The organism is Butyrivibrio sp. XPD2002 (assembly GCF_000423945.1).
GTDB lineage: Bacteria > Bacillota > Clostridia > Lachnospirales > Lachnospiraceae > Butyrivibrio.
Genome location: NZ_KE384115.1, coordinates 66,063 through 86,309, shown reverse-complemented (window position 1 = coordinate 86,309; position 20,247 = coordinate 66,063). Strand labels below are relative to the sequence as shown.

The window sequence follows — 20,247 nt, the reverse complement described above, 5'->3', positions numbered from 1 at the left end:
TGAGCCAGCCCACTGTTCCTTGTGCCGAACATATTGCTGTTTGCTACTCGCTCTGAATACAAATGGCCATCAAGTTCCTGTCGTTTTTGCAAAACATTGAAGTATCCATTTGCATGGATTTTCTTTTTGCTTTTCTGATTTTTCTTTATTTCATACTAGGAGAGCTTAAGAGAAAAAACTATTAACTTTATATAAAAAATCATGGAAAAAATATAAGAAATAAAGATATATAATTTTTTAAAAATAAAGATAATCCCAAACCACAATTGTGATTTGGGATTCAGTAGCTCGTAGCGGAATCGAACCGCTGATTCTGCCGTGAGAGGGCAGCGTCTTAGCCGCTTGACCAACGAGCCATATAGTGTTTTGTTTCGCCTTTCGTTTGGCGACTTGATTATATTATTACAAGTCGAGAATAAATGCAAGTACTTTTTGAAAAAAATTTATGATATAATATCTATGCAGCTTAAAACCCGTGTTTTTTACGCAGAAATAGCGCTTTTTTAGACATAAGGAGCTTGTAAAAATGCTTAAGAAACGGGAAAAAGTTCTACTCTACTTAATAGCATTTTCATTCGCAGTGTACTTTATCAGTACTCTTCTTAAGAACGCATTTTTAATAGATCTGTTCTCTCCCATTACTGTAGGCTTAGTACTCATATTACTGATATCCGAGTTAAAAAGACTCGGGCAATTCATGTGGTCCTCTGTTGCTATGGCCCTTGGAATATTCCTATGGTTTGTCGGAGATATTCTATTTCTTTTAAATGATTTCGTTTTTCCGGATTCTGAATTACTATCAGCTACCACAGAATTCATCTACATGCTGCCTAACGGATGCCTTGCTGCATGTATTACCATATATATGCTGTATAAGCTCTCTAATTCCAGGATAGAGATGGCATTTCTTCTTGCTAACTCCCTCTGCTTTGCTATTTCTTTTTTTGTTCTCATTTTAAGGCTCCACCTCTATGCTTCGGATGACACCCATGATCACATTCACTGGACTCAGCTCATTTTCTTTTTCGTGAGCTTTTACGTTATGATGATGTGCTTTGAACTCGCCATCCATATCGGTATAAAAAACATCTTCAAAGGTCCATTCATTACAAATATTGGCGTTTTCTGCTACTCTGCCCTGGATATAAGATATAACTTCCTTCTGGCGCAGGGCATTGATGCAGAAAGTGATTTCACAAATCTTCTCTATATTGTTTTCATAATTTTCATGGGAGTAGGTACTACCTTCCAGATCATCAAGAACTACGATTTTGAATTCAGGAAAAGAGACTTCTCAAAAAAGGCCACAAGGAGCAGGTTTGTATTTATCCTGTGCATGATACTTGTAGATATTATCATGATCTCAACAAGCTTTTTGCCCCAGTCCTTGGGAATGTATATCCTGATCACGCTGCTCTCATATCTCATAACCAATTACGCCCTTCATTCCCAGTACCTGAACGAAGAGCTTATAAACAGCCAAAAGGAGCAGAATGCCAAGCTTGAGGAGCGTATAAAGGAAAAGACTCAGGACCTTAAGTCAGCAAATGATCAGCTTCATGTTCTATCCTCCACAGATGCGCTCACAGGACTTCTAAACAGACGCTCTGCCACTGAATATATAGAAAAAATGATTGGCGAAAATGCTTCTTCCAATGAGAAATTTGCTGTTTTTTGCACGGATCTTAATCACTTTAAGCCTGTTAACGACACCTATGGTCATGAGATGGGTGATGAAGTGTTAAAGGAAATAGGAAAAAGGCTTGGCCGACTTCCTTCTGATTACAGAGCATTCCGAATGGGCGGCGATGAATTCCTGATTATTTTAAATGGAATCAGTGATATTTCAGAAGCAGAGAATGCTGCCGATTCTATAAGAAAACTGTTTAATACACCTATCATTTTTGATAATTATATCTTCAATCTCTCAGCCAGCATTGGTGTTGCCATTTATCCGGACGATGCTACAACCTTAGGACTCCTTCTTAATTACGCCGATAATGCCATGTATATGGTAAAAAAGAGCGGAAATAAAGATGGCTGCAAATTCTTTGATGTAAAAATGAGTGAGCAGATATCCAGAAAGCAGCTCATAAGAAAAACTGTGGAGAATGCAGCTCCCGATAAGGACTATGTGCTTCATTATCAGCCTCAGGTGGACGCAGACTCCGGAGAAATATTAGGAGTTGAGGTTTTCCCGCACCTTAAGGGTGATATGGAAAACGTATCTCCTGCCGACCTCATTCCTGTGGCAGAGGAATGCGGTGTTTTATCAGCCCTTGGAATATGGATTGTACGGGATTCCTTTGAAACCGTATCAAAATGGAATAAAAAATACGGCACCAACATCGCTCTTACAATAAATCTAGCGCCGCAGCAAATGATCGACGCAGAATTTATTGAGGCCTTAGAGCGCCTTAGTGCCGAATTCGAACTTAATGTAAAAAAGATTATCCTGGATATTTCCACGGATATCATGATGGAATCCTCCAGCTCTTCAAGAGATACGCTCGAAGCCTTCCATCACTATGGATTTAAACTGAGCCTCAACGATTTTGGAGGCAGCAGTATCAATCTGGCCTATGTCATGACCTGTGGTGTCAACTACATAAAGCTGTCCAGAAATCTCATATCCTCCGCCGAAACGGATGAGACCATGAGAATCCTTATAGAGTCCATAACAGGTCTCGCATCTGCCATGGGCATAACCATCGCCGCAGTAGGTGTAGAGAACGAGGCCCAGTACCAGCTGCTTAGGCAGATGGGAATAAAGAAGATGCAGGGATATCTCTTCAGCAGACCAGTGCGTGCAGAAGAGCTTGATCCCATTCTTCAAAAGGGCATAATCCAATTTATCCCTTCATAAAATCAAATATACTGATCTGGTTGGATTCCGGAATATCTCCAAGAAGTCCCATATCAGCCATTTTATCAACAACAGCCTGAGGGCATTTTGTCCTCTGTTTAAAGTCGTCCTTTGAAATAAAGGCGCCATCCTTACATGCTTCAACTATCTGGTCGGCAGCTTTTTCACCAAGGCCATCTATGCTAAGAAGGCTGGGCATTATCTTATCTCCAAATACCTGGAAGGATCTGGATGCAGCCTTGAAGATATCAATAGGCATAACATCTATGCCACGCTCATACATCTCCTCAGCAAGTCTCATTGCGGCAAGCTCGTTTTGCTCCGCGTTGGTCATCTCATCTCCCTTGGCGCGGTATGTGTTCATCCACATCTTAAGGGTGCCCTCTCCCTGGAACATGTGCTCATAGTTAAGAGCCTTAGCTCTAATTGAGAACCATGCAGCGTAAAACGCCTGAGGCACATAAACCTTGAAATATGCTATACGCCACGCCATCATAACATAAGCGGCAGCATGGGCCTTAGGGAACATGTACTTGATCTTCTTGCAGGACCAGATGTACCAGTCGGGAACTCCAACCTCTATCATGGCTGATTCCATCTCGGGCTTTAAGCCCTTACCCTTACGAACTGACTCCATGGTCTTGAAGGAAAGTGATTTATCCATTCCCTTCTGAATAAGATATATCATGATGTCATCTCGACAACAGATACAGGTATCGATCGTAGCCTTGCCCTCCTGGATGAGCGTCTGGGCATTACCCAGCCACACGTCGGTTCCGTGGGACAGACCTGAAATTCTGATAAGATGCGACAGCGATGTGGGCTGCGCATCGATAACCATCTGCATAGCGAAATCAGTACCAAACTCAGGAAGTCCAAGACAGCCAAGCTTCGTACCACCAATCTGGTCAGGACTGATATTAAGAGACTTGGTACTCATGAAAAGCTCCATAACATTATGGTCATCAAGAGGCACCGTCTTGGGATCAAGTCCGGTACAATCCTGAAGGAATCTGATCATGGTAGGATCATCATGTCCCAGAATATCAAGCTTTAGCAGGTTATGATCGATTGAGTGATAATCGTAGTGTGTTGTTATGGTTGCGGTAGTCATATCGTTTGCAGGATGCTGAACCGGAGTAAAGGAGTTAATATCCTCACCCATAGGAAGAACTATGATACCACCGGGGTGCTGACCTGTACCTCTTCTGATACCGATGCAGCCCTGCGTAATTCTATCGATCTCGCATCTTCTTTTTCCAACGCCGAGACCGTCATAGTATTTCTTAACAAAGCCGTAGGCAGTCTTATCCGCAAGACCCGCTATGGTTCCCGCACGGAAGGTCTGACCGTAACCGAAAATAACCTCCGTATACTTATGAGCCTTTGACTGGTACTCACCGGAGAAGTTAAGGTCGATATCAGGCTCCTTATCACCCTTAAATCCAAGGAAGGTCTCGAAAGGAATGTCGAAGCCATCCTTATTCATCATATGTCCGCATTTGGGGCATCTCTTATCAGGCATGTCGCAGCCTGAATTACCGCCATATGCCAGAACCTCCTCGGAATCAAAATCGCTGTATTTACACTTCGGGCATACATAGTGAGGTGAAAGTGAATTAACCTCGGTAATACCTGAAGCGAAGGCAACGAAGGAAGATCCTACGGAACCACGGGATCCAACCAGGTACCCGTCCTCCACGGACTTCCAAACCAGCTTCTGGGCAATGATATACATAACGGCGAAACCATTTTTAATAATTGAGTTAAGCTCTCTCTCAAGTCTCTCCTCAACTATCGCAGGAAGGTTCTCACCGTAGATTTCATGAGCCTTGTCGTAACAGATTCTTGTGAGAATTCCGTCACTGTCCTCGATGACAGGAGGACATTTATCAGGGCGCACAGGAGAAATACTGTCGCACCTTCTGAGGATATCTCTGGTGTTCTCTATTACAACCTCGTTGGCCTTGGCAGCGCCAAGGTAATCAAACTCAGCAAGCATTTCCGCAGTAGTACGCACAAAAAGCGGCGCTGGCTCTTCCTCGTTCATACCCTTACCTGCCATGATAACGGTTCTGTATATCTCATCATCAGGATTTAAGAAGTGAGCGTCGCAGGTAGCAACAACAGGCTTGCCATACTGCTCTCCCAGCTTGACGATCCTCTTATTGATCTCCCTGATATCATCATCGGAATTGATATCCTCATAGCGCTCTGAGTCCACCATGAAGTGATTGTTTGCAACAGGCTGAATCTCAAGATAGTCGTAGAAATCAACAATTTTTGCTATCTCGTCTTCTGCTCTTCCCTCAACCACAGCGCCGTATAGCTCACCTGCACAGCAAGCAGAGCCTATGATAAGGCCCTCTCTGTATTTTATAAGCTCACTCTTAGGTATTCTCGGGAATCTGCTGAAGTAATCCACATGGGATTTACTTACAAGAGTGTACAGATTCACTCGGCCAACGGTATTCTTCGCAAGAAGAATGATATGGTGAGTCCTTAAGTGCTTAACAATCTCAGGATTGGAGGCACCAAGAGCATTCACCTTGTTGAGGTCATCTGCGCCTTCCTCCTCCAGCATAGGCATGAATTTCTGGAAAATCTTGGCAGTACACTCAGCATCATCAACCGCACGGTGATGGTGCTCATTTACGACGCCCAGAGTCTTACACAGTGCATCCAGATTGTGCTTAGCCTGTCTCGGGAAAAATGCACGGGAAAGTCCCATGGTATCGACCGTAGTGTAGTCCACGTCTATACCGAGCTGCTTACAGTTTTCATTTATAAAGCTGATATCGAAGCCTACGTTATGACCTACTAAAATAGCATTGCCGCAGAACTCTACGAACCTCGGGATTATCTCATCCCTTGTGGGACATCCCATTACCATGTCATCAGTGATGCTTGTAAGTCTTGTGATTCTGAAGGGAATAGGCTCCTTGGGATCGATGAACTCTGAAAAACGGTCAGTGATAACACCGTCCGTCATCTTAACGGCACCGATCTCTATGATCTTATTATTAACTGGAGAAAAGCCAGTGGTCTCTATATCGAATACTACAAAGGTAGAGCCTGCGACCTTCTGCCCCTTGTTATTTATTACTATCTCCTTAAGGTCATCGACAAGATAACCCTCGACGCCCTGAATAACCTTGAAAAAGTCCTGCCTGTCAGGATTCTTATCACCGGCCTCCTTGCGTCTTGATTTTTCCTCCTTCCAGAGATCCTCCCAGGCGTGGTTGGCATCAGTAAGGGCCTGAACTACGCCGTGGTCTGTAATGGCAACACCGGGCATTCCCCATTTGTATGCCTGCTTAACAATGTCCTTAACCTCAGATACACCGTCCATATCGGACATCTTGGTGTGGCAGTGGAGCTCGACTCTCTTGAACTCTGCCTCGTCCACACGCTTGGTGGTAAAGTCAGGTATCTTGCGGATTCCCGCAACACTCTGGATTGTGACCTCATGGTCAAACTTATCGACCATGGCAATTCCGCGCACCTTAAGAAATGCCCCCTTCTTGATGTCCTGTTCAAGCTCGGGAACATTTTCCTGCTTGGCAAATACCTTACAGGTTATGGTATCGGTAAAGTCAGTCATTGAGAAGATAAGGATTGCCTTCTCATTTCTGATGTCTCGTCGTTCGTAGCTTATTACCTGACCTCTGACAGTAACTTCACCCATCTCACCAATAATTTCTTCGATGTTGATGGTATCATCCTCGAAATCTCTTCCGTAGATGATATTGGGATCGTCTGAGCGCTTAAAGCTGCTTGCGGAGCCCTTCTTAAAGAATTTGCTTCCGCCACCGGCACCGGCTTTACCTCTGTTTCCAAACTTACTCTCTGAGCCTGCGGGCTTTGCAGCAGCCTTCTCTGCGGGCTTACTCTCTGTCTTGGCTGCACCTGCTTCAGCTGCCTTGGCAGCATCCTTCTCTCTGTGCTTCTGCTCTGACTGTTCCTCCGCAGCTTCGAGCTTTCTTGCAAGCTTGGTTGTTTCCTTGGAATAGTCAACTTCCTTCTTCTTTGTCATTGCCTTTTTATAGGAGACATCCATTTTTACAGCAAAACCGCAGCGGTCATTTAGAATCTTCTCTAAAATGCGCTGGATGTCGCTGCTTTTTTTCTCAGCAATAACAGACTCCTCAAGAACCAGTTCAACTCTGTCTGATTCCGGAAATGAGAAGTCTGCGGATTTTAAAATCGTATATTCTATTGGATCGTAGTTTTTGAATTCAAGAAGAATACTGTCCTTGTACATATCCAACAGGTTCTGTGGAGTGTACTGGGCAGAAAGGTAAAATCGCTCGTAAATCTTAACCGTAAGGTTGGTCTCCTTAAAGAGCTGGTTTTTGATTTCCTTCTCTGCCTTTACAACATCTGCCTTATCGATAAGGCGGTTACTGGATAGATATATGCGTACGAGATCCTTTTTCTCCGTTGTGGATATCTTCTCGACCTGCACATCTGACAGTTCTTCTTTTGTGTGTGGGTCCAGTTTTAATGTCTGAAACACCTCAAGAAATGGTTTTCTCATACCGTTTTAACCCTCATCCGTCGGCTACGCCGACACCTGTCTCCGCTCCGCTTCGGTCCGCGCAGAACCGATGTCCCCCGGACATCGTGCGCCCCAGAGGGAGGAGGCTATTTTACTTCCAATTTACTAATTCTTCCCTGAGGGCATTGATAAGCTCTGCCTCGGGAACCTTTTTTATAACTTCGCCGTGCTTAATAAGGAGTCCTTCTCCGATTCCGCCTGCGACGCCTATATCTGCTTCTCTTGCTTCACCGGGTCCGTTTACAGCGCAGCCCATAACTGCAACCTTGATATCAAGCGGGAATTCCTGAACCATCTTCTCAACATCATTGGCAAGGCCGATGAGATTGATCTTGGTTCTTCCGCAGGTAGGACAGGAAACAACTTCGATTCCGCCCTTTCTAAGACCAAGGGTCTTAAGTATCATCTTGGCTGTTCTGATCTCCTCTGTAGGATCGCCTGACAGAGATACACGAATGGTATCACCTATACCTTCATTTAAGATAATTCCAAGTCCGATTGAGGATTTGATATTACCACCATAAAGAGTTCCTGCCTCTGTAATACCTACATGAAGCGGATAGTTGGTCTTCTCTGCAAGCTTTTTATGTGCATCAACGCACAGCATAACGTTGGAGGATTTGATACTGATAACAAGATTGTCATAGCCAAAATCCTCGATGATATGCACCTTATCAAGAGCGCTCTCAACAAGACCCTCGGCTGTAACTCCGCCGTACTTTTCAAGAAGGTCCTTCTCAAGAGATCCGCTGTTAACGCCTACTCTGATAGGAATATTTCTCTCCTTGGCAGTCTTAACAACTGCCTCGATTCTATCCTTTGATCCGATATTGCCGGGATTGATTCTGATCTTGTCAGCACCGTTCTCCATTGCAGCAATAGCCATCTTGTAGTCAAAATGAATGTCCGCAACAAGCGGAATATGGATTCTGCTCTTTATACTCTTGATAGCATCAGCAGCTTCCTGGTTAGGAACAGTGCATCTGACGATGTCACAGCCTGCTGCCTCAAGTGCAAGAATCTGGGATACGGTTTTCTCCACATCCTCAGTAGGTGTGTTAGTCATTGACTGAATCATGATAGGATTGCCGCCACCGATGACCTTATCCCCAATATGAACAACCTTAGTATTATCCCTATATGCCATAATACGCTCCTTAATTCATAAACTTAGAAATATCACTTATAACAACTACAAGCATAAATGCCATTAGTACTACCATTCCAACAAGGTGAACCATTCCTTCCTTTTCTCTGGGAACCGGTTTACCTCTTACTACCTCAATAAACTGGAATACCAGTCTTCCGCCGTCAAGTGCCGGGAAGGGAAGAAGGTTCATAACTCCCAGGTTCACAGACAGAAGGATCATAAGCTCCAGCATGGTGAGAACCACTGATGAGATACCATAAGGACTGACTGCCTCGTAGGTATCATCAACTATTTTCACCATTCCAACAGGGCCTGAAACATCTCTCATTGAGAGTCTTCCCTGAATAAGAAGTGCAAGGCTTCTGTAGGTGCTCTTAAAGTAGAAAAGTACGTCATGGAAAGCATAAGGAATTATCTTAAGTCCTGTAATTCTCTCGTATTTTCCTATGTACACTCCCATGAAATAGCGGCCCTGCTCCTCATCATAATGAGGTGTAAGCTCTGTGTGCATAAGCTCGCCATCACGCTCAAAGTCGATCTTCATGACTCCGCCCTGGCTGAACTGTGATATCACAGAAACCTCGGAAGCAAGATAAATCTTCTCGCCATCCACAGAGACGATGAGGTCTCCCTCCTGAAGTCCTGCCTCAGCTGCAGCGGAATTCTCTTCAGTAAGTCCAGAAACCACCGGGAAATCCCAGGGTGCATTGGCAACTACGATTATCGCAAGAATCATCGCAGTAATGAAATTAAAGAAGGGGCCTCCGAAAAGGACTGCTATTCTGGCCCAGACATTGGCATTGGGGAAGGATCTCTCGTCATAGCCGTGATCCTCTCCGTCGATATCATCCTCGCCTTCAAATCTGCAGGCTCCGCCGATGGGCAGGAGTCTTATGCTGTAAAGAGTTTCCCCCTTTTGCTTTTTAAAAAGTATGGGTCCCATTCCTATAAAGAACTCAAGGACTCTTATGCCGTTTGCCTTGGCTATAAGGAAGTGTCCCAGCTCATGGGTCGTAACAAGTACCCCGAAAATTATAAAAAACAAAATAACGCTTACTAACATTTACGTTCCTCACATTTGTGATTTATCATTTATTTCCGAGATACTCATAGGTCTCAGCTTCTGCTCTGAGTATCTCTTCAAGATTAGGATTATCAATCCTTGTGTGATGAGCCATAGCTCCAGAGATCATATCGTATATCTCAAGGAACTTGATCTCTCTGTTGATGAATTTCTTAACTGCCATCTCATTAGCCGCATTGAAAACTGTAGGCATACTTCCTCCTGCTCTTGCAGCGTCATAAGCAAGCTTAAGTCCCATAAATGTATCTGTGTCGGGCTTTTCAAAGGTGATCTGTGAAAGCTCAAAGAAATCAAGTCTCTCCTCGCTCATAGGCATTCTGTCAGGATAGAAAAGCGCATACTGAATAGGCAGCTTCATATCCGGCACGCCAAGCTGAGCCATCACAGCGCCGTCCACAAACTGAACCATTGAATGGATTATACTCTGGGGCTGTATTACAACCTGGATCTGATCAAGTGAAACGTCAAAGAGCCATCTTGCCTCCATGACCTCAAGTCCCTTATTTACTAAAGATGCGGAATCTATTGTCACCTTAGGTCCCATATCCCAGTTGGGGTGCTTAAGTGCATCATCAACTGTCATATTAGCGAGCTCATCGCGTTTTTTACCTCTGAAAGGGCCACCTGATGCTGTAAGAAGGATCTTCTCAAGCTTGTTCCTGGGCTCACCGTTAAGTGACTGGAAAATAGCACTGTGCTCACTGTCTACAGGAAGAATGCTTACGTTCATCTTAGCAGCAAGGGGCATGATGATATGACCTGCAGTAACAAGGGTCTCCTTGTTTGCAAGCGCAATGTCCTTACCGCTCTCAATTGCAGCCATGGTAGGTCTGATACCGATCATACCTACAACTGCTGTAAGAACTGTATCTGCATCGGGAACCTGTGTAATCTCTACAAGTCCCTCCATTCCTGAAAAGATCTTAACCGGAAGGTCTGCAAGCTTTACCTTAAGCTCCTTTGCTGCCTCCTCGTCGTACATGGCAACATATTTGGGCTTGAATTCCCTTACCTGCTGCTCCACCTTATCGACGCTCTTATTGGCAGCGATACCAACAATCTTAAGATCGTCAGGGTTAGCCCTTGCAACGTCAAGGGTCTGAGTACCTATTGAACCGGTTGATCCAAGAAGAATTATTTTTCTTTTCATAAATAAAACCTCACATATTTACTGTAAGAACAGTAGTGATAAAAAATATATAGCCGGTGTAATGAAGATTACACTGTCAAATCTATCCATTATTCCGCCGTGTCCGGGGATAAGATTACCATAATCCTTAATGCCATGTTCTCTCTTGATACCGGAAGCGATAAGATCTCCAATCTGGGATATAATGCCAGCCACAAGAGTTATAACCGCAAAGCTGATAATAGCCTTCTTAACATCCATTCCCGGATCAGCATAGGTTGCATATACATATCCGAAAAGAACACCTGCAAGAACGCTTCCTACAACTCCTCCGACTGCTCCCTCAATGGTCTTCTTGGGAGAAAGTATAGGGCAAAGCTTGTGCTTTCCGAATGCAACGCCTGTGAAGTATGCAAATGTGTCACAAATCCATGCTATGAACGGAAGCCATGCAAGATACTTTCCTGTCGGGAACATCCTAAGAAGATAGATAAAGGAAAGCATCATGGGTGCATAAATAAATGAAAATACAGAGCCTATCAGCTGATGGGATTTGTATTCAGGATACTTAAAAACAAAGGCTGCCGCCTCAGCTACAAATAATCCCATTATCACAGCTACAAAAAAGGTCATGTTAGAGCCGATGGTCATCATTACAAGATAATGAGCACAGACTGCCACGAGCCCCAGCAGCTCAGGAAGATTTGTCTTTTTATCCTCGCCGCAGACCCCCAGGGCAAATGAGAGCTCTCTATATCCTATAATCGATACTAAAAAGAGTACTCCTCCCGTTATCAGACCGCCGGTTACAAGTGTCAATACAAGCAAAACTACAAGGACGGCACCACTCATTACTCTAGTCTTCATATTTTATCCTCTCATATAAGGAATTAGTTTTTATTCAGCGTCATTAAGACCGCCATATTTACGGTTACGATTGCCATAAGCATCAACCGCCATCTGAAGCTGCGCCTCATCAAAATCAGGCCATGCAACATCTGTATAGTAAAACTCAGTATAAGCACACTGCCACAGAAGGAAATTACTGAGGCGCTGCTCACCACAGGTGCGAATAAGAAGATCAGGATCAGGAAGATTAGCTGTATCAAGATTCTGATTGATCAGATCCTCAGTTATCTCTTCAGCGCTTATCTCGCCTGCTTTACATTTATCTGCAACCTTTCTTACGGCGCGAACTATCTCATCACGGCTTCCGTAATTGATCGCAATTGTAAAGGTAAGTCCTGTATTACCTGCTGTAGCTGTCTCAAGCTCATCAATTGCCGCATTGATATCATCGGAAAGTCTGCTTCTCTCTCCGATAACCTGGCAGCGCACATTGTTCTTCATGGACTTCTTGATACTGCTCTTAAGATATGTTCGAAGGATCATCATAAGAGCTGAAACTTCAGTCTCGGGTCTGTTCCAGTTCTCTGTGGAGAACGCGTAAACAGTAAGGTACTTTATTCCCATGTCTCTTGCTACTACAAGGATGTCCTCTACAGCCTTAGCGCCCTGCTTGTGGCCGTAGTTTCTGGGAAGTCCCTTGGCTTTTGCCCATCTTCCGTTACCGTCAAGAATAATAGCTACATGCTGTGGTATTTTTTTATTCTCTTCCAAATTGCACCTCCTAAGTGCTTTTCTCTAATGCATACTTGTTAATAATTTCAGGTGTCAATACACCCGACTAGCGAACGAAATTCCAGTACACTATTGGGAATAATTCAGTAAATCAATTTCGTTCGGTAGTATAATTAGAGCCTGTGCTATGACCCACAGGCTCTTAATTTTTGACATTTTCACAAGGTAGTTCTGCTCTCGGGCTATGCCCTCGCCAGGTGATTACTTTATACAGTCATGATCTCTTTGCTCTTTTCTTCTACTGCTTCGTCAATCTTCTTAACGAACTTATCTGTCATCTTCTGAAGATCTTCCTCAAGCTCAGCAATCTCATCCTCTGACACGTCAGTTCCCTTAAGCTTCTTAAAGGAATCATTACCGTCTCTGCGGATATTTCTTACAGCAACCTTAGCGTCCTCGCCCTTTTTCTTGATATCCTTAGCGAGCTGCTTTCTGCGCTCCTCAGTAAGCTCAGGGAAAATAAGTCTGATAACACTACCGTCGTTGCTGGGTGTGATACCGATGTCTGAAGCAAGGATAGCTTTCTCGATGTCCTTTATAAGGCTCTTATCCCAAGGTGCTATCTGGATCATACGAGCTTCAGGTATTGAAACATTACCAACCTGCTGAAGAGGTGTGGGTGTTCCGTAATAATCAACCTTGAGCTTATCAAGAACATGCGGATTAGCACGTCCTGCACGTATTGATGCAAGCTCGCTGGCAAGAAAGTCAAAAGCTTTGGTCATTTTTTCTTCATAAGGCTTTACTTTTTCATTCATACACTCATCCTCCGGATTATAGTTTAAGCTGTAACAGTGGTTCCGTTGAAGTCACCACTCGCTGCCTTTATTATACTATTTTCTTCCTGAAGTGCGAATACCCTCATCGGAATATGGTTCTCTTTTACCATTATTGAAGCTGTCATGTCGACAACCTGAAGGTTCTGAGCTACAACCTCATCAATGCTGATGGTGTCATATCTCTTTGCATTAGGATTGGTAGCAGGATCGCTGTCGTATACTCCGTCTACTGCCTTAGCAAGAAGGATTGTATCTGCCTCGATCTCAATAGCACGAAGTGTAGCACCTGTATCTGTTGAGAAATAAGGATGTCCTGTACCACCTGCAAAGAACACTACCATGCCCTTTTCAAAATACTTGTTGGCTCTGTCCTTGGAAAACAGCTTGGTGAAAGAGCCACACTCAAAGGGTGTAAGTATGTTGGTCATCATTCCTACGCTTCTGAAAATCTCTGAAACGTAGATGCAGTTCATAATAGTTGCAAGCATACCGATCTGGTCTGCCTTAACTCTGTCGATATTCTCGCTTGTACGTCCTCTCCAGAAGTTACCGCCACCAATAACGATACCCACCTGTGTTCCGTCGTCAACAAGCTTCTTTACCTGCAAAGCCACGCCTCGAACTGTATCCTCGTGAAAACCGGTTTTGTTCGGGCCTGCAAGTGCTTCGCCACTTAATTTTAAAAGTATTCTCATTATCTCTGTCCTTTAAGTCCGTCAAAGAATGCAGAAGGATTAACCTCAGCGTAAGACTGTGAGCAATTACCTTCGATAACGGCACCATTGTTAATCTGTACTGACTGTGATTTGATGTTACCCATAACGATAGCAGTTGTATCAAGAACTACAGGGCCGGGAACATCGATGTCACCCTTTACAGCGCCTGCGATAACAGCGCTTGTAGCAAAGATGTTACCGATAACTACTGTACTCTGACCAATCTTAACACTTCCGTTACTTCTGACTTCACCTGTGATTCTTGCTGCCTCAGCGTAAATCTCTGCTGCCTTTGAATCACCCTCGATCTCGCCTGTTACATTGAGCTTACCGAGGCATGTAACGTTACCTGTAATCTTACCAATAAGATCAAGTGATCCTGTTGTCTCAAGATTACCAACAATCCTCATACCCTCTGTTATGCTGGCTGTCTCATCTGTAGGTGTCTGCTGCTGAATATCCATTGTATCAAATCCCCCATTGTTATTATAATTTGTAGTATGTCTTTCTTCATACACAGGAGCCTCCTCAGCCTTTACCTTAGCGATTGACTCAATTGCGCTAAGAGAAGCTGCAAGGTCAGCTACTGTATCCTCTGTATCTTCCTCCTCGAAGCTGGCTTCCTCTTCCACATCCTCTTCAGGTTCAGGAATTACTACAGGAGCCTCCTCCTTAACTACGGGAGTCTCAGGAATTACAGGCTTAGCAGGCTGTTCAACTGCCACTTCCTCAACCTTCTCTTCCTTAACTTCCTCTTCAACTACTTCCGGCTCCTTAGCCGCTTCTTCTGCCCCACCTTCGTCGAGCTTGATTTCATCAAGGTGATCAAGCATCTCATTAAGGTCCTTCTTTACCTCAGCCTCTGTCTTCGGCTTAACAACTGCTTCTTTTACGGCAGCTTCCCCAAGGATCTTAGCATCATCACCTTCCTCAGGCAAAATTGTCTTTGCAGCCTGAGAGAGATCACTTTTCAGCTCTGAAAAAAATCCCATTTTCTCTTCCTCCCGTTTATATATTTACTGAGAATTGCTGATATGTTGAACCGGTAACGTATCCTCCGTTATCGGAACTATCACTGTGTTATCCATCGCCTGTATCTGTTCGATAATCTCAGGCAAGGCTTCTACCGTGGCCTGTTTATCCTGCGCATCATGCAGAAGTATTATCGCCTCATGGAACTTGGGCACTCCCGTCATGACATTGGCCACTATTATGTCCTTATTGATTCCGGCTCTGTCATCACTGCTGGCTACATTCCAGTCAAAGTACGAAATATTCTCAAGCTCCAGATATTTTATCAGCTCATCCATCGGAACATTGCTGACTGTGTTGGAGCTTCCGCCCGGAAATCTGTAATACTTCGACCAGACTCCTGTCGTCTCATACAAAAATGTCTGTAATTTATGAAGATCAGCAGAAAAACTTTCCAGCGATTCATAAAGCTCGCTGTACTTGTGACTGTAGGAGTGCATTCCTATCGTATGTCCGCTGTTGGCAATACGCTTGTACACCTCAGCGTATTCGCTGCCTTCCTTACCTGTCACAAAGAATGTTGCCTTCACACCGTACTGGTCGAGTATATCTAGTATTGTATTTGTTGATGTGCTGGGCCCGTCATCAAAGGTTATGTATACTCTTCTTGTTCCGTCCCATTCATCCGGTCCTTCTGCGATGGCTGTATCTCCGGCCGTAACCTGCCCCGCGCCACCTGTGACCTCTGCTTCTGCCATTGGCTCTCCGTCTTCTGTATCCGGAGCCTCCACCTGGTCATTTCCTTTTGTAGCTTCAGAGCCGTTCTCTTTGGGCTTTATCGGATCATCGATCTCACCGCCTGCTAAAAGCTCCTCCCCATAATGATCTTCGTACCAGGACAACTCCTCCTTTGCTTTATTAAGCATTCTACTGGTATGTCCGTTTCGAATGACAAGGAAAATACAGATGCACGTAGGAATAAGGCACGAAACTGCAATAGATACGAGGATCAACCTCCTCAAAAAGCGGATTCGCCTGGAACGATCCACGCCTGATCCCTGACCCTCCGTGTTCGTTGCCATATAAATTACCACATTTCCAACTTGCTGTTATGTCTAAAAAGACACCTGGCTATCCACATAGCCAAACTAGATTATAGCATATATTAAGAACTACAAAAAGCAAAAAAATAGTTTCGTACTGTCAATACTTAAAATGTACCAAAATATTCCAAAAAATTTTGGAGGCCAAAAACCCTCCAGTATATAGATTTTTTAGATTTGCTTTACGATATATTTATTGTCGTCTGATATTCTAAATACACCAAAGCAACAGGAGGTGTCCGGTATGAGGAGAATCTACAGTCTAATCATTGCAATCGCTGTTATTATCAGCATGTTCACAAGTTCAGCAATAATTTCATACGCCGCAAATCAAACTGCAGATGGTATTAAGATCGAGGGTGAATACCTCATTTCCGATATCGACGGGATTCATACCAGATATGTAGTTGTAGCTAAGAACGTTTCAGGCAAGGATCTGTCTGTAATTGCGAAGTTTTACGCCCTTAAGGCAAACGGTAATCCCGTAAAATCCGTAACTGACGGTGCTTCTGCCGTTAAAAAGGGTCAGTCCTTCATGCTTTACGGCCAGTTTAAAAACAGTGATATCGAAGAAGCAACAAAATTCTCCTACGAGATAACCGTGGAAGAAACAGATAACTGCAGATATGATGCAGTAGGCTTTGATGTTGAAGCAGGCATAGACAGCGCCCTCGCAGTAACAGGAACGAACTATTCCTCTGAGGATGTTGGCTGCATCAACGTAAGAAGCATCTTCTTTAAGAACGGCGAAGCAGTTGCTTTTGATACAGTAAATATCGGAGATTATGGCTACTCCTTAAGAAGCGGCAGCTCAAACACTCAGGAAATCGGTATGCTCCTTCCTGAATATGATGACTACCTCGTTACTTACTCAGTAGCAGATGATTTATAATAACCGACATAGAAAAACAGAGCAGCGACGAGCTGCTCTGTTCAGACTGTATTTTAGTAATCAACCTTCATGAGACAAAGGCCTTGCGGCGGTGCCGTGGGGCCTGCTTTTTGTCTGTCACAGGCTTCTATTATGGTTCCGATCTCCTCCGGTTTTATGTTGCCATAGCCAACCTCAAGAAGAGTTCCGGTCATTATCCTTACCATGTTCTGCAAAAAGCCGTTTCCGTGGAAATACAGCCTAATCTGGGGGCCGCTCTCCTCTATTTTGATGTTGTCCACACAGCGAACGGTGGACTTTTTCATCCTGGTATTTCCGCAAAAGCTCTTAAAATCGTGGGTTCCGATTATATACTCGGCACCCTTTCTCATAAGCTCCGCATCAGGCTTCTGATCCAGAACCGTAACATATTTCCTGTCGAAAACAGGCTTTGTATTGCCATAATAGCAGGTATATCTGTAGGTCTTGCCAAGGGCGTTGTATCTGCTGTGGAATCTGTCTGAGCAGGCTCTCACATCATTTATACTTATGTCCTCGGGAAGATAGGTGTTCATGTAGGTCTGAATCTCCTCCTCAGTCATGTCTGTATTCAGCATGGCGTTGGCAGTCATTGCTCTTGCATGAACTCCGGCATCAGTTCTGCCGGCACCTATGACCTGTACGGATTCGCCCTCAGGGAGTCCCACCATTCTTGTGAGAACCGACTCCAGCTTACCCTGAATGGTCATATCCTTATTTGGCTGTCTCTCCCATCCATAGAATCTGGTTCCGTCATAACTGAGAGTAAATTTGTAATTCCGTTTCATCAATAATCTCCTGAAAGATTTTTATTACTTTTTAAGCTGCTCCTTAATAGCACCAAGAAGCTCATCATAGCTCTCAAATGCAGGGAACTGAGGATAATCCTTCTTTATCTGATCAGTTGTTCTGAACAGGAAGCCTGCCTTACTTGCCTCGATCATACCAAGGTCGTTAAAGCTGTCGCCGCTGGCGATGGTATCAAAGCCAATGCTCTGAAGAGCCTTTACTGTTGTGAGCTTACCCTTGTCACAGCGCATCTTAAAGCCTGTGATCTCGCCATTATCTGCAACCTCAAGGCTGTTACAGAAAATTGTAGGCCAGCCAAGCTTCTTCATAAGAGGTGTAGCAAACTGGGTAAATGTATCACTCAGAATGAGAACCTGTGTGATAGAACGAAGCTCATCAAGGAACTCCTTAGCGCCCGGCAGGGGATCGATAGTAGCAATAGTGTCCTGAATCTCCTTAAGACCAAGGCCGTGCTCCTTAAGGATATCAATTCTGAACCTCATGAGCTTGTCATAATCAGGCTCATCTCTTGTTGTTCTCTTAAGCTCCGGGATTCCTGTTGCCTCAGCAAAAGCGATCCAGATCTCGGGAACAAGCACACCTTCCAGGTCCAAACATGTAACGTACATTTTTTCATCCTCCTCTTACAGCAATATTCCGTTTAACACAATTGTTAGTAGTTTACCATATTTTGAATAAAAATAAAGTAATTATTCAGGCTGATATTTTTCCCAGGTCATTCCGCTAAAGGACGTAAACTTTCGGCTCTCCTCCATGGGCTGCGGTTTTCCGAAGTGATATCCCTGTGCCTTATCACAGCCGATGGTCTTTAAAAATTCGAAGTGCTCCTCGGTCTCAACGCCCTCTGTCAGCGTCACATGGCCCATAGTATGGGCAGCCTGAACGATAAATCCAAGCACAGCTCCTGATCTGGGATTCTTGTCGTACTGACGAAGGAAGGCCAGATCGATCTTTAATGTATCGAATTTATAATTAAGTATATTTGTAAGAGAAGAATATCCTGTTCCGAAATCATCGATCCATACCTGATAGCCAAGCTCTCTGAACTGATCTATCTCCCTTTTTATAAGGGCATCATCATCTGTCAGCGCACTCTCTGTAATCTCGATGTCTATCATGTTTACAGGCATGTCGACGGCTTTCCTGCATTTTTCAACCTCATCAATTACATTGCACAGGTTAAAATCAAGTCTGGAAAGGTTGATTGAAACGGGAACCAGCATCTCTCCCCTGTCACGGAGCATTGCATAGTCCTCGCACACCTTCTTCAGCACAAAAAGATCAAGCTTGTGAATCTGTCTGTGCTCCTCCAGGATATCAATAAAGCTTGCAGGAGAAATAAGCCCCTTTTCAGGGTCCTTCCATCTTGCAAGGGCCTCATAGCCGCATATTTCACCGGTTCTTGTGCGAACTACCGGCTGGTAGAAAACCTTGATATTTTCATGCTCGACCGCGTCATCTATATTATCAAGAACGAACTGCTGCATCTGGAGCTTTGAATGAATGGCCTCATTATAGAAAATGTAAGGCGTATCATATCTGGTCTTAATGCTCTTGCAGGCAAGTCTTGCGTGGTCGCAGGCAAGCCCTATATCGTTGCAGTCCTCTTCCACTCTGTAGATTCCGGCCTTTATCTCAAGCTTTGCACCGGGTACAAGCTTTGCGATGTCCTCGTGGATCTTAAGGACTATCGGCTCCACATCCCTAGTGAGAGTGCATACTACAAAATGATCCTCTGAAAATCTTGCAACCATGCGCTCTAAGAAGGAATGCCAGAGCCTCCTTGCAATTTCATACAAAAGCTCGTCACCCTTCTGGAAACCATATTTTTCATTAAAAAGCTTGAAATGATTAAGATCAAAATAAATGACAGTTATTCCCTGGGCTCTTATGTCAGGATCCGCCATTTTTTCCTGAACAACCCTGTAAAAATGCGCCTGATTCCACATCCCCGTAAGAGTATCGGTCTCCTGGTTCATCTCAAGGATCTGAGACTCGGCATAGCTGTTCTTATTCTGATTGTAGAATTCATTCTGATCTATATCCACTATATAGACATAGTAATAGCTGACCCCGTTCTCACCGTGAACAAGGTGTCCGAAGTCCTCCACATATCTGATATTATCCTTCTTTGTTTTTATACGATAGCGCACATAATCGTGGCGCATGGCACCAAATACTGTCTGTTTGCTGATCTCGCCATCTATTGCACTGTAGTCCTCAGGATAGACCATTCCCTTAAAGGAATTGCCTGTAAACTTTCTGAAGTCCTCAAAGGAGTCACATTCGTACAATTTAACAATGTTTTCATCAGCAAAAACTATCTCACCATCGCCGTCTGCACAATATATAAAAAATCCACCGGGAATACCCTTTGGAATACTTCCAATTTCATACTTTGCTTTTTTGGGGCCAGTTTTCTTCACTTGGTTTGGCATAGGTTCCCCTCGCGCATTCTCTGAATTTTTGCATAAAAATAAGGCATAGTATACTTTTCCACTATGCCTTAATTCTATCCCATGTCGT

Annotated in this window: 15 protein-coding genes and 1 tRNA gene; 2 read left to right on the top strand and 14 right to left on the bottom strand. The window is 44.0% G+C overall.

Going from position 1 to position 20,247, the window contains the following annotated elements; translation table 11 throughout:
- Positions 1–284 precede the first annotated feature (284 nt).
- Positions 285–356, bottom strand: a tRNA-Glu gene (locus tag G587_RS0118005).
- A 170-nt stretch (positions 357–526) separates the two neighbouring features.
- Here G587_RS0118005 and G587_RS0117995 point away from each other — a divergent pair.
- Positions 527–2,866, top strand: a complete 2,340-nt coding sequence (locus tag G587_RS0117995; protein ID WP_081679515.1) for a putative bifunctional diguanylate cyclase/phosphodiesterase — start codon at positions 527–529, stop codon at positions 2,864–2,866.
- Here the strand turns inward: G587_RS0117995 and G587_RS0117990 are convergent.
- From G587_RS0117990 to G587_RS24735, 10 genes are all read right to left on the bottom strand, one after another.
- Positions 2,853–7,406 (bottom strand): PolC-type DNA polymerase III, encoded by a 4,554-nt coding sequence (locus G587_RS0117990; protein ID WP_026493373.1) that lies wholly within the window; start codon positions 7,404–7,406, stop codon positions 2,853–2,855. The two genes, G587_RS0117995 and G587_RS0117990, sit on opposite strands and share 14 nt — an antisense overlap.
- Before the next feature lie 112 nt (positions 7,407–7,518).
- Positions 7,519–8,574: a flavodoxin-dependent (E)-4-hydroxy-3-methylbut-2-enyl-diphosphate synthase gene (gene ispG / locus G587_RS0117985; protein WP_026493372.1), complete on the bottom strand. Its 1,056-nt coding sequence runs from the start codon at positions 8,572–8,574 to the stop codon at positions 7,519–7,521.
- Positions 8,575–8,584: 10 nt separating this feature from the next.
- Entirely contained in the window at positions 8,585–9,640 is a 1,056-nt protein-coding gene (rseP, locus tag G587_RS0117980; RefSeq protein WP_026493371.1) for an RIP metalloprotease RseP, read from the bottom strand.
- Between the two features lie 25 nt (positions 9,641–9,665).
- Positions 9,666–10,811, bottom strand: a complete 1,146-nt coding sequence (gene dxr / locus G587_RS0117975) for a 1-deoxy-D-xylulose-5-phosphate reductoisomerase (RefSeq protein WP_026493370.1) — start codon at positions 10,809–10,811, stop codon at positions 9,666–9,668.
- A gap of 18 nt (positions 10,812–10,829) precedes the next feature.
- Positions 10,830–11,657, bottom strand: coding sequence for a phosphatidate cytidylyltransferase (locus G587_RS0117970; protein ID WP_026493369.1), 828 nt, complete (start codon positions 11,655–11,657; stop codon positions 10,830–10,832).
- A 30-nt stretch (positions 11,658–11,687) separates the two neighbouring features.
- Positions 11,688–12,410, bottom strand: a complete 723-nt coding sequence (locus G587_RS0117965) for an isoprenyl transferase (protein ID WP_026493368.1) — start codon at positions 12,408–12,410, stop codon at positions 11,688–11,690.
- A gap of 227 nt (positions 12,411–12,637) precedes the next feature.
- Positions 12,638–13,189, bottom strand: a complete 552-nt coding sequence (frr, locus tag G587_RS0117960; RefSeq protein WP_026493367.1) for a ribosome recycling factor — start codon at positions 13,187–13,189, stop codon at positions 12,638–12,640.
- Between the two features lie 23 nt (positions 13,190–13,212).
- Positions 13,213–13,905, bottom strand: a complete 693-nt coding sequence (pyrH, locus tag G587_RS0117955; protein WP_035787258.1) for a UMP kinase — start codon at positions 13,903–13,905, stop codon at positions 13,213–13,215.
- On the bottom strand, positions 13,905–14,918 hold the full coding sequence (locus G587_RS26375) for a polymer-forming cytoskeletal protein (RefSeq protein WP_026493365.1): 1,014 nt from the start codon (positions 14,916–14,918) through the stop codon (positions 13,905–13,907). The genes pyrH and G587_RS26375 overlap by 1 nt, the downstream gene beginning before the upstream one ends.
- 24 nt (positions 14,919–14,942) lie before the next feature.
- Entirely contained in the window at positions 14,943–15,980 is a 1,038-nt protein-coding gene (locus tag G587_RS24735; protein ID WP_081679514.1) for a polysaccharide deacetylase family protein, read from the bottom strand.
- A gap of 265 nt (positions 15,981–16,245) precedes the next feature.
- Between G587_RS24735 and G587_RS0117940 the strand changes: the two genes are divergently transcribed.
- Positions 16,246–16,893 carry a hypothetical protein gene (locus G587_RS0117940; protein WP_026493364.1) on the top strand — a complete coding sequence of 216 codons (648 nt, stop codon included), beginning with the start codon at positions 16,246–16,248 and terminating at the stop codon, positions 16,891–16,893.
- Between the two features lie 53 nt (positions 16,894–16,946).
- Here G587_RS0117940 and truA read toward each other — a convergent pair whose 3' ends face one another.
- The 3 genes from truA to G587_RS23480 all read right to left on the bottom strand — a co-directional run bounded on the left by truA (position 16,947) and on the right by G587_RS23480 (position 20,159).
- The gene (gene truA, locus G587_RS0117935) at positions 16,947–17,699 is read right to left on the bottom strand and encodes a tRNA pseudouridine(38-40) synthase TruA (protein WP_026493363.1); all 753 of its coding nucleotides are present in this window, start codon (positions 17,697–17,699) and stop codon (positions 16,947–16,949) included.
- 24 nt (positions 17,700–17,723) lie between these two features.
- Positions 17,724–18,329: a bifunctional phosphoserine phosphatase/homoserine phosphotransferase ThrH gene (thrH, locus tag G587_RS0117930; protein WP_026493362.1), complete on the bottom strand. Its 606-nt coding sequence runs from the start codon at positions 18,327–18,329 to the stop codon at positions 17,724–17,726.
- Between the two features lie 81 nt (positions 18,330–18,410).
- Positions 18,411–20,159, bottom strand: coding sequence for a bifunctional diguanylate cyclase/phosphodiesterase (locus G587_RS23480; protein WP_051201142.1), 1,749 nt, complete (start codon positions 20,157–20,159; stop codon positions 18,411–18,413).
- Positions 20,160–20,247: the final 88 nt, after the last annotated feature.

Coding starts and splice junctions, on each gene's coding strand:
- G587_RS0117995 (WP_081679515.1), top strand. CDS start 527: ATGCTTAAGAAACGGGAAAAAGTTCTACTCTACTTAATAGCATTTTCA.
- G587_RS0117990 (WP_026493373.1), bottom strand. CDS start 7,406: ATGAGAAAACCATTTCTTGAGGTGTTTCAGACATTAAAACTGGACCCA.
- ispG (WP_026493372.1), bottom strand. CDS start 8,574: ATGGCATATAGGGATAATACTAAGGTTGTTCATATTGGGGATAAGGTC.
- rseP (WP_026493371.1), bottom strand. CDS start 9,640: ATGTTAGTAAGCGTTATTTTGTTTTTTATAATTTTCGGGGTACTTGTT.
- dxr (WP_026493370.1), bottom strand. CDS start 10,811: ATGAAAAGAAAAATAATTCTTCTTGGATCAACCGGTTCAATAGGTACT.
- G587_RS0117970 (WP_026493369.1), bottom strand. CDS start 11,657: ATGAAGACTAGAGTAATGAGTGGTGCCGTCCTTGTAGTTTTGCTTGTA.
- frr (WP_026493367.1), bottom strand. CDS start 13,189: ATGAATGAAAAAGTAAAGCCTTATGAAGAAAAAATGACCAAAGCTTTT.
- pyrH (WP_035787258.1), bottom strand. CDS start 13,905: ATGAGAATACTTTTAAAATTAAGTGGCGAAGCACTTGCAGGCCCGAAC.
- G587_RS26375 (WP_026493365.1), bottom strand. CDS start 14,918: ATGGGATTTTTTTCAGAGCTGAAAAGTGATCTCTCTCAGGCTGCAAAG.
- G587_RS24735 (WP_081679514.1), bottom strand. CDS start 15,980: ATGGCAACGAACACGGAGGGTCAGGGATCAGGCGTGGATCGTTCCAGG.
- G587_RS0117940 (WP_026493364.1), top strand. CDS start 16,246: ATGAGGAGAATCTACAGTCTAATCATTGCAATCGCTGTTATTATCAGC.
- truA (WP_026493363.1), bottom strand. CDS start 17,699: ATGAAACGGAATTACAAATTTACTCTCAGTTATGACGGAACCAGATTC.
- thrH (WP_026493362.1), bottom strand. CDS start 18,329: ATGTACGTTACATGTTTGGACCTGGAAGGTGTGCTTGTTCCCGAGATC.
- G587_RS23480 (WP_051201142.1), bottom strand. CDS start 20,159: ATGCCAAACCAAGTGAAGAAAACTGGCCCCAAAAAAGCAAAGTATGAA.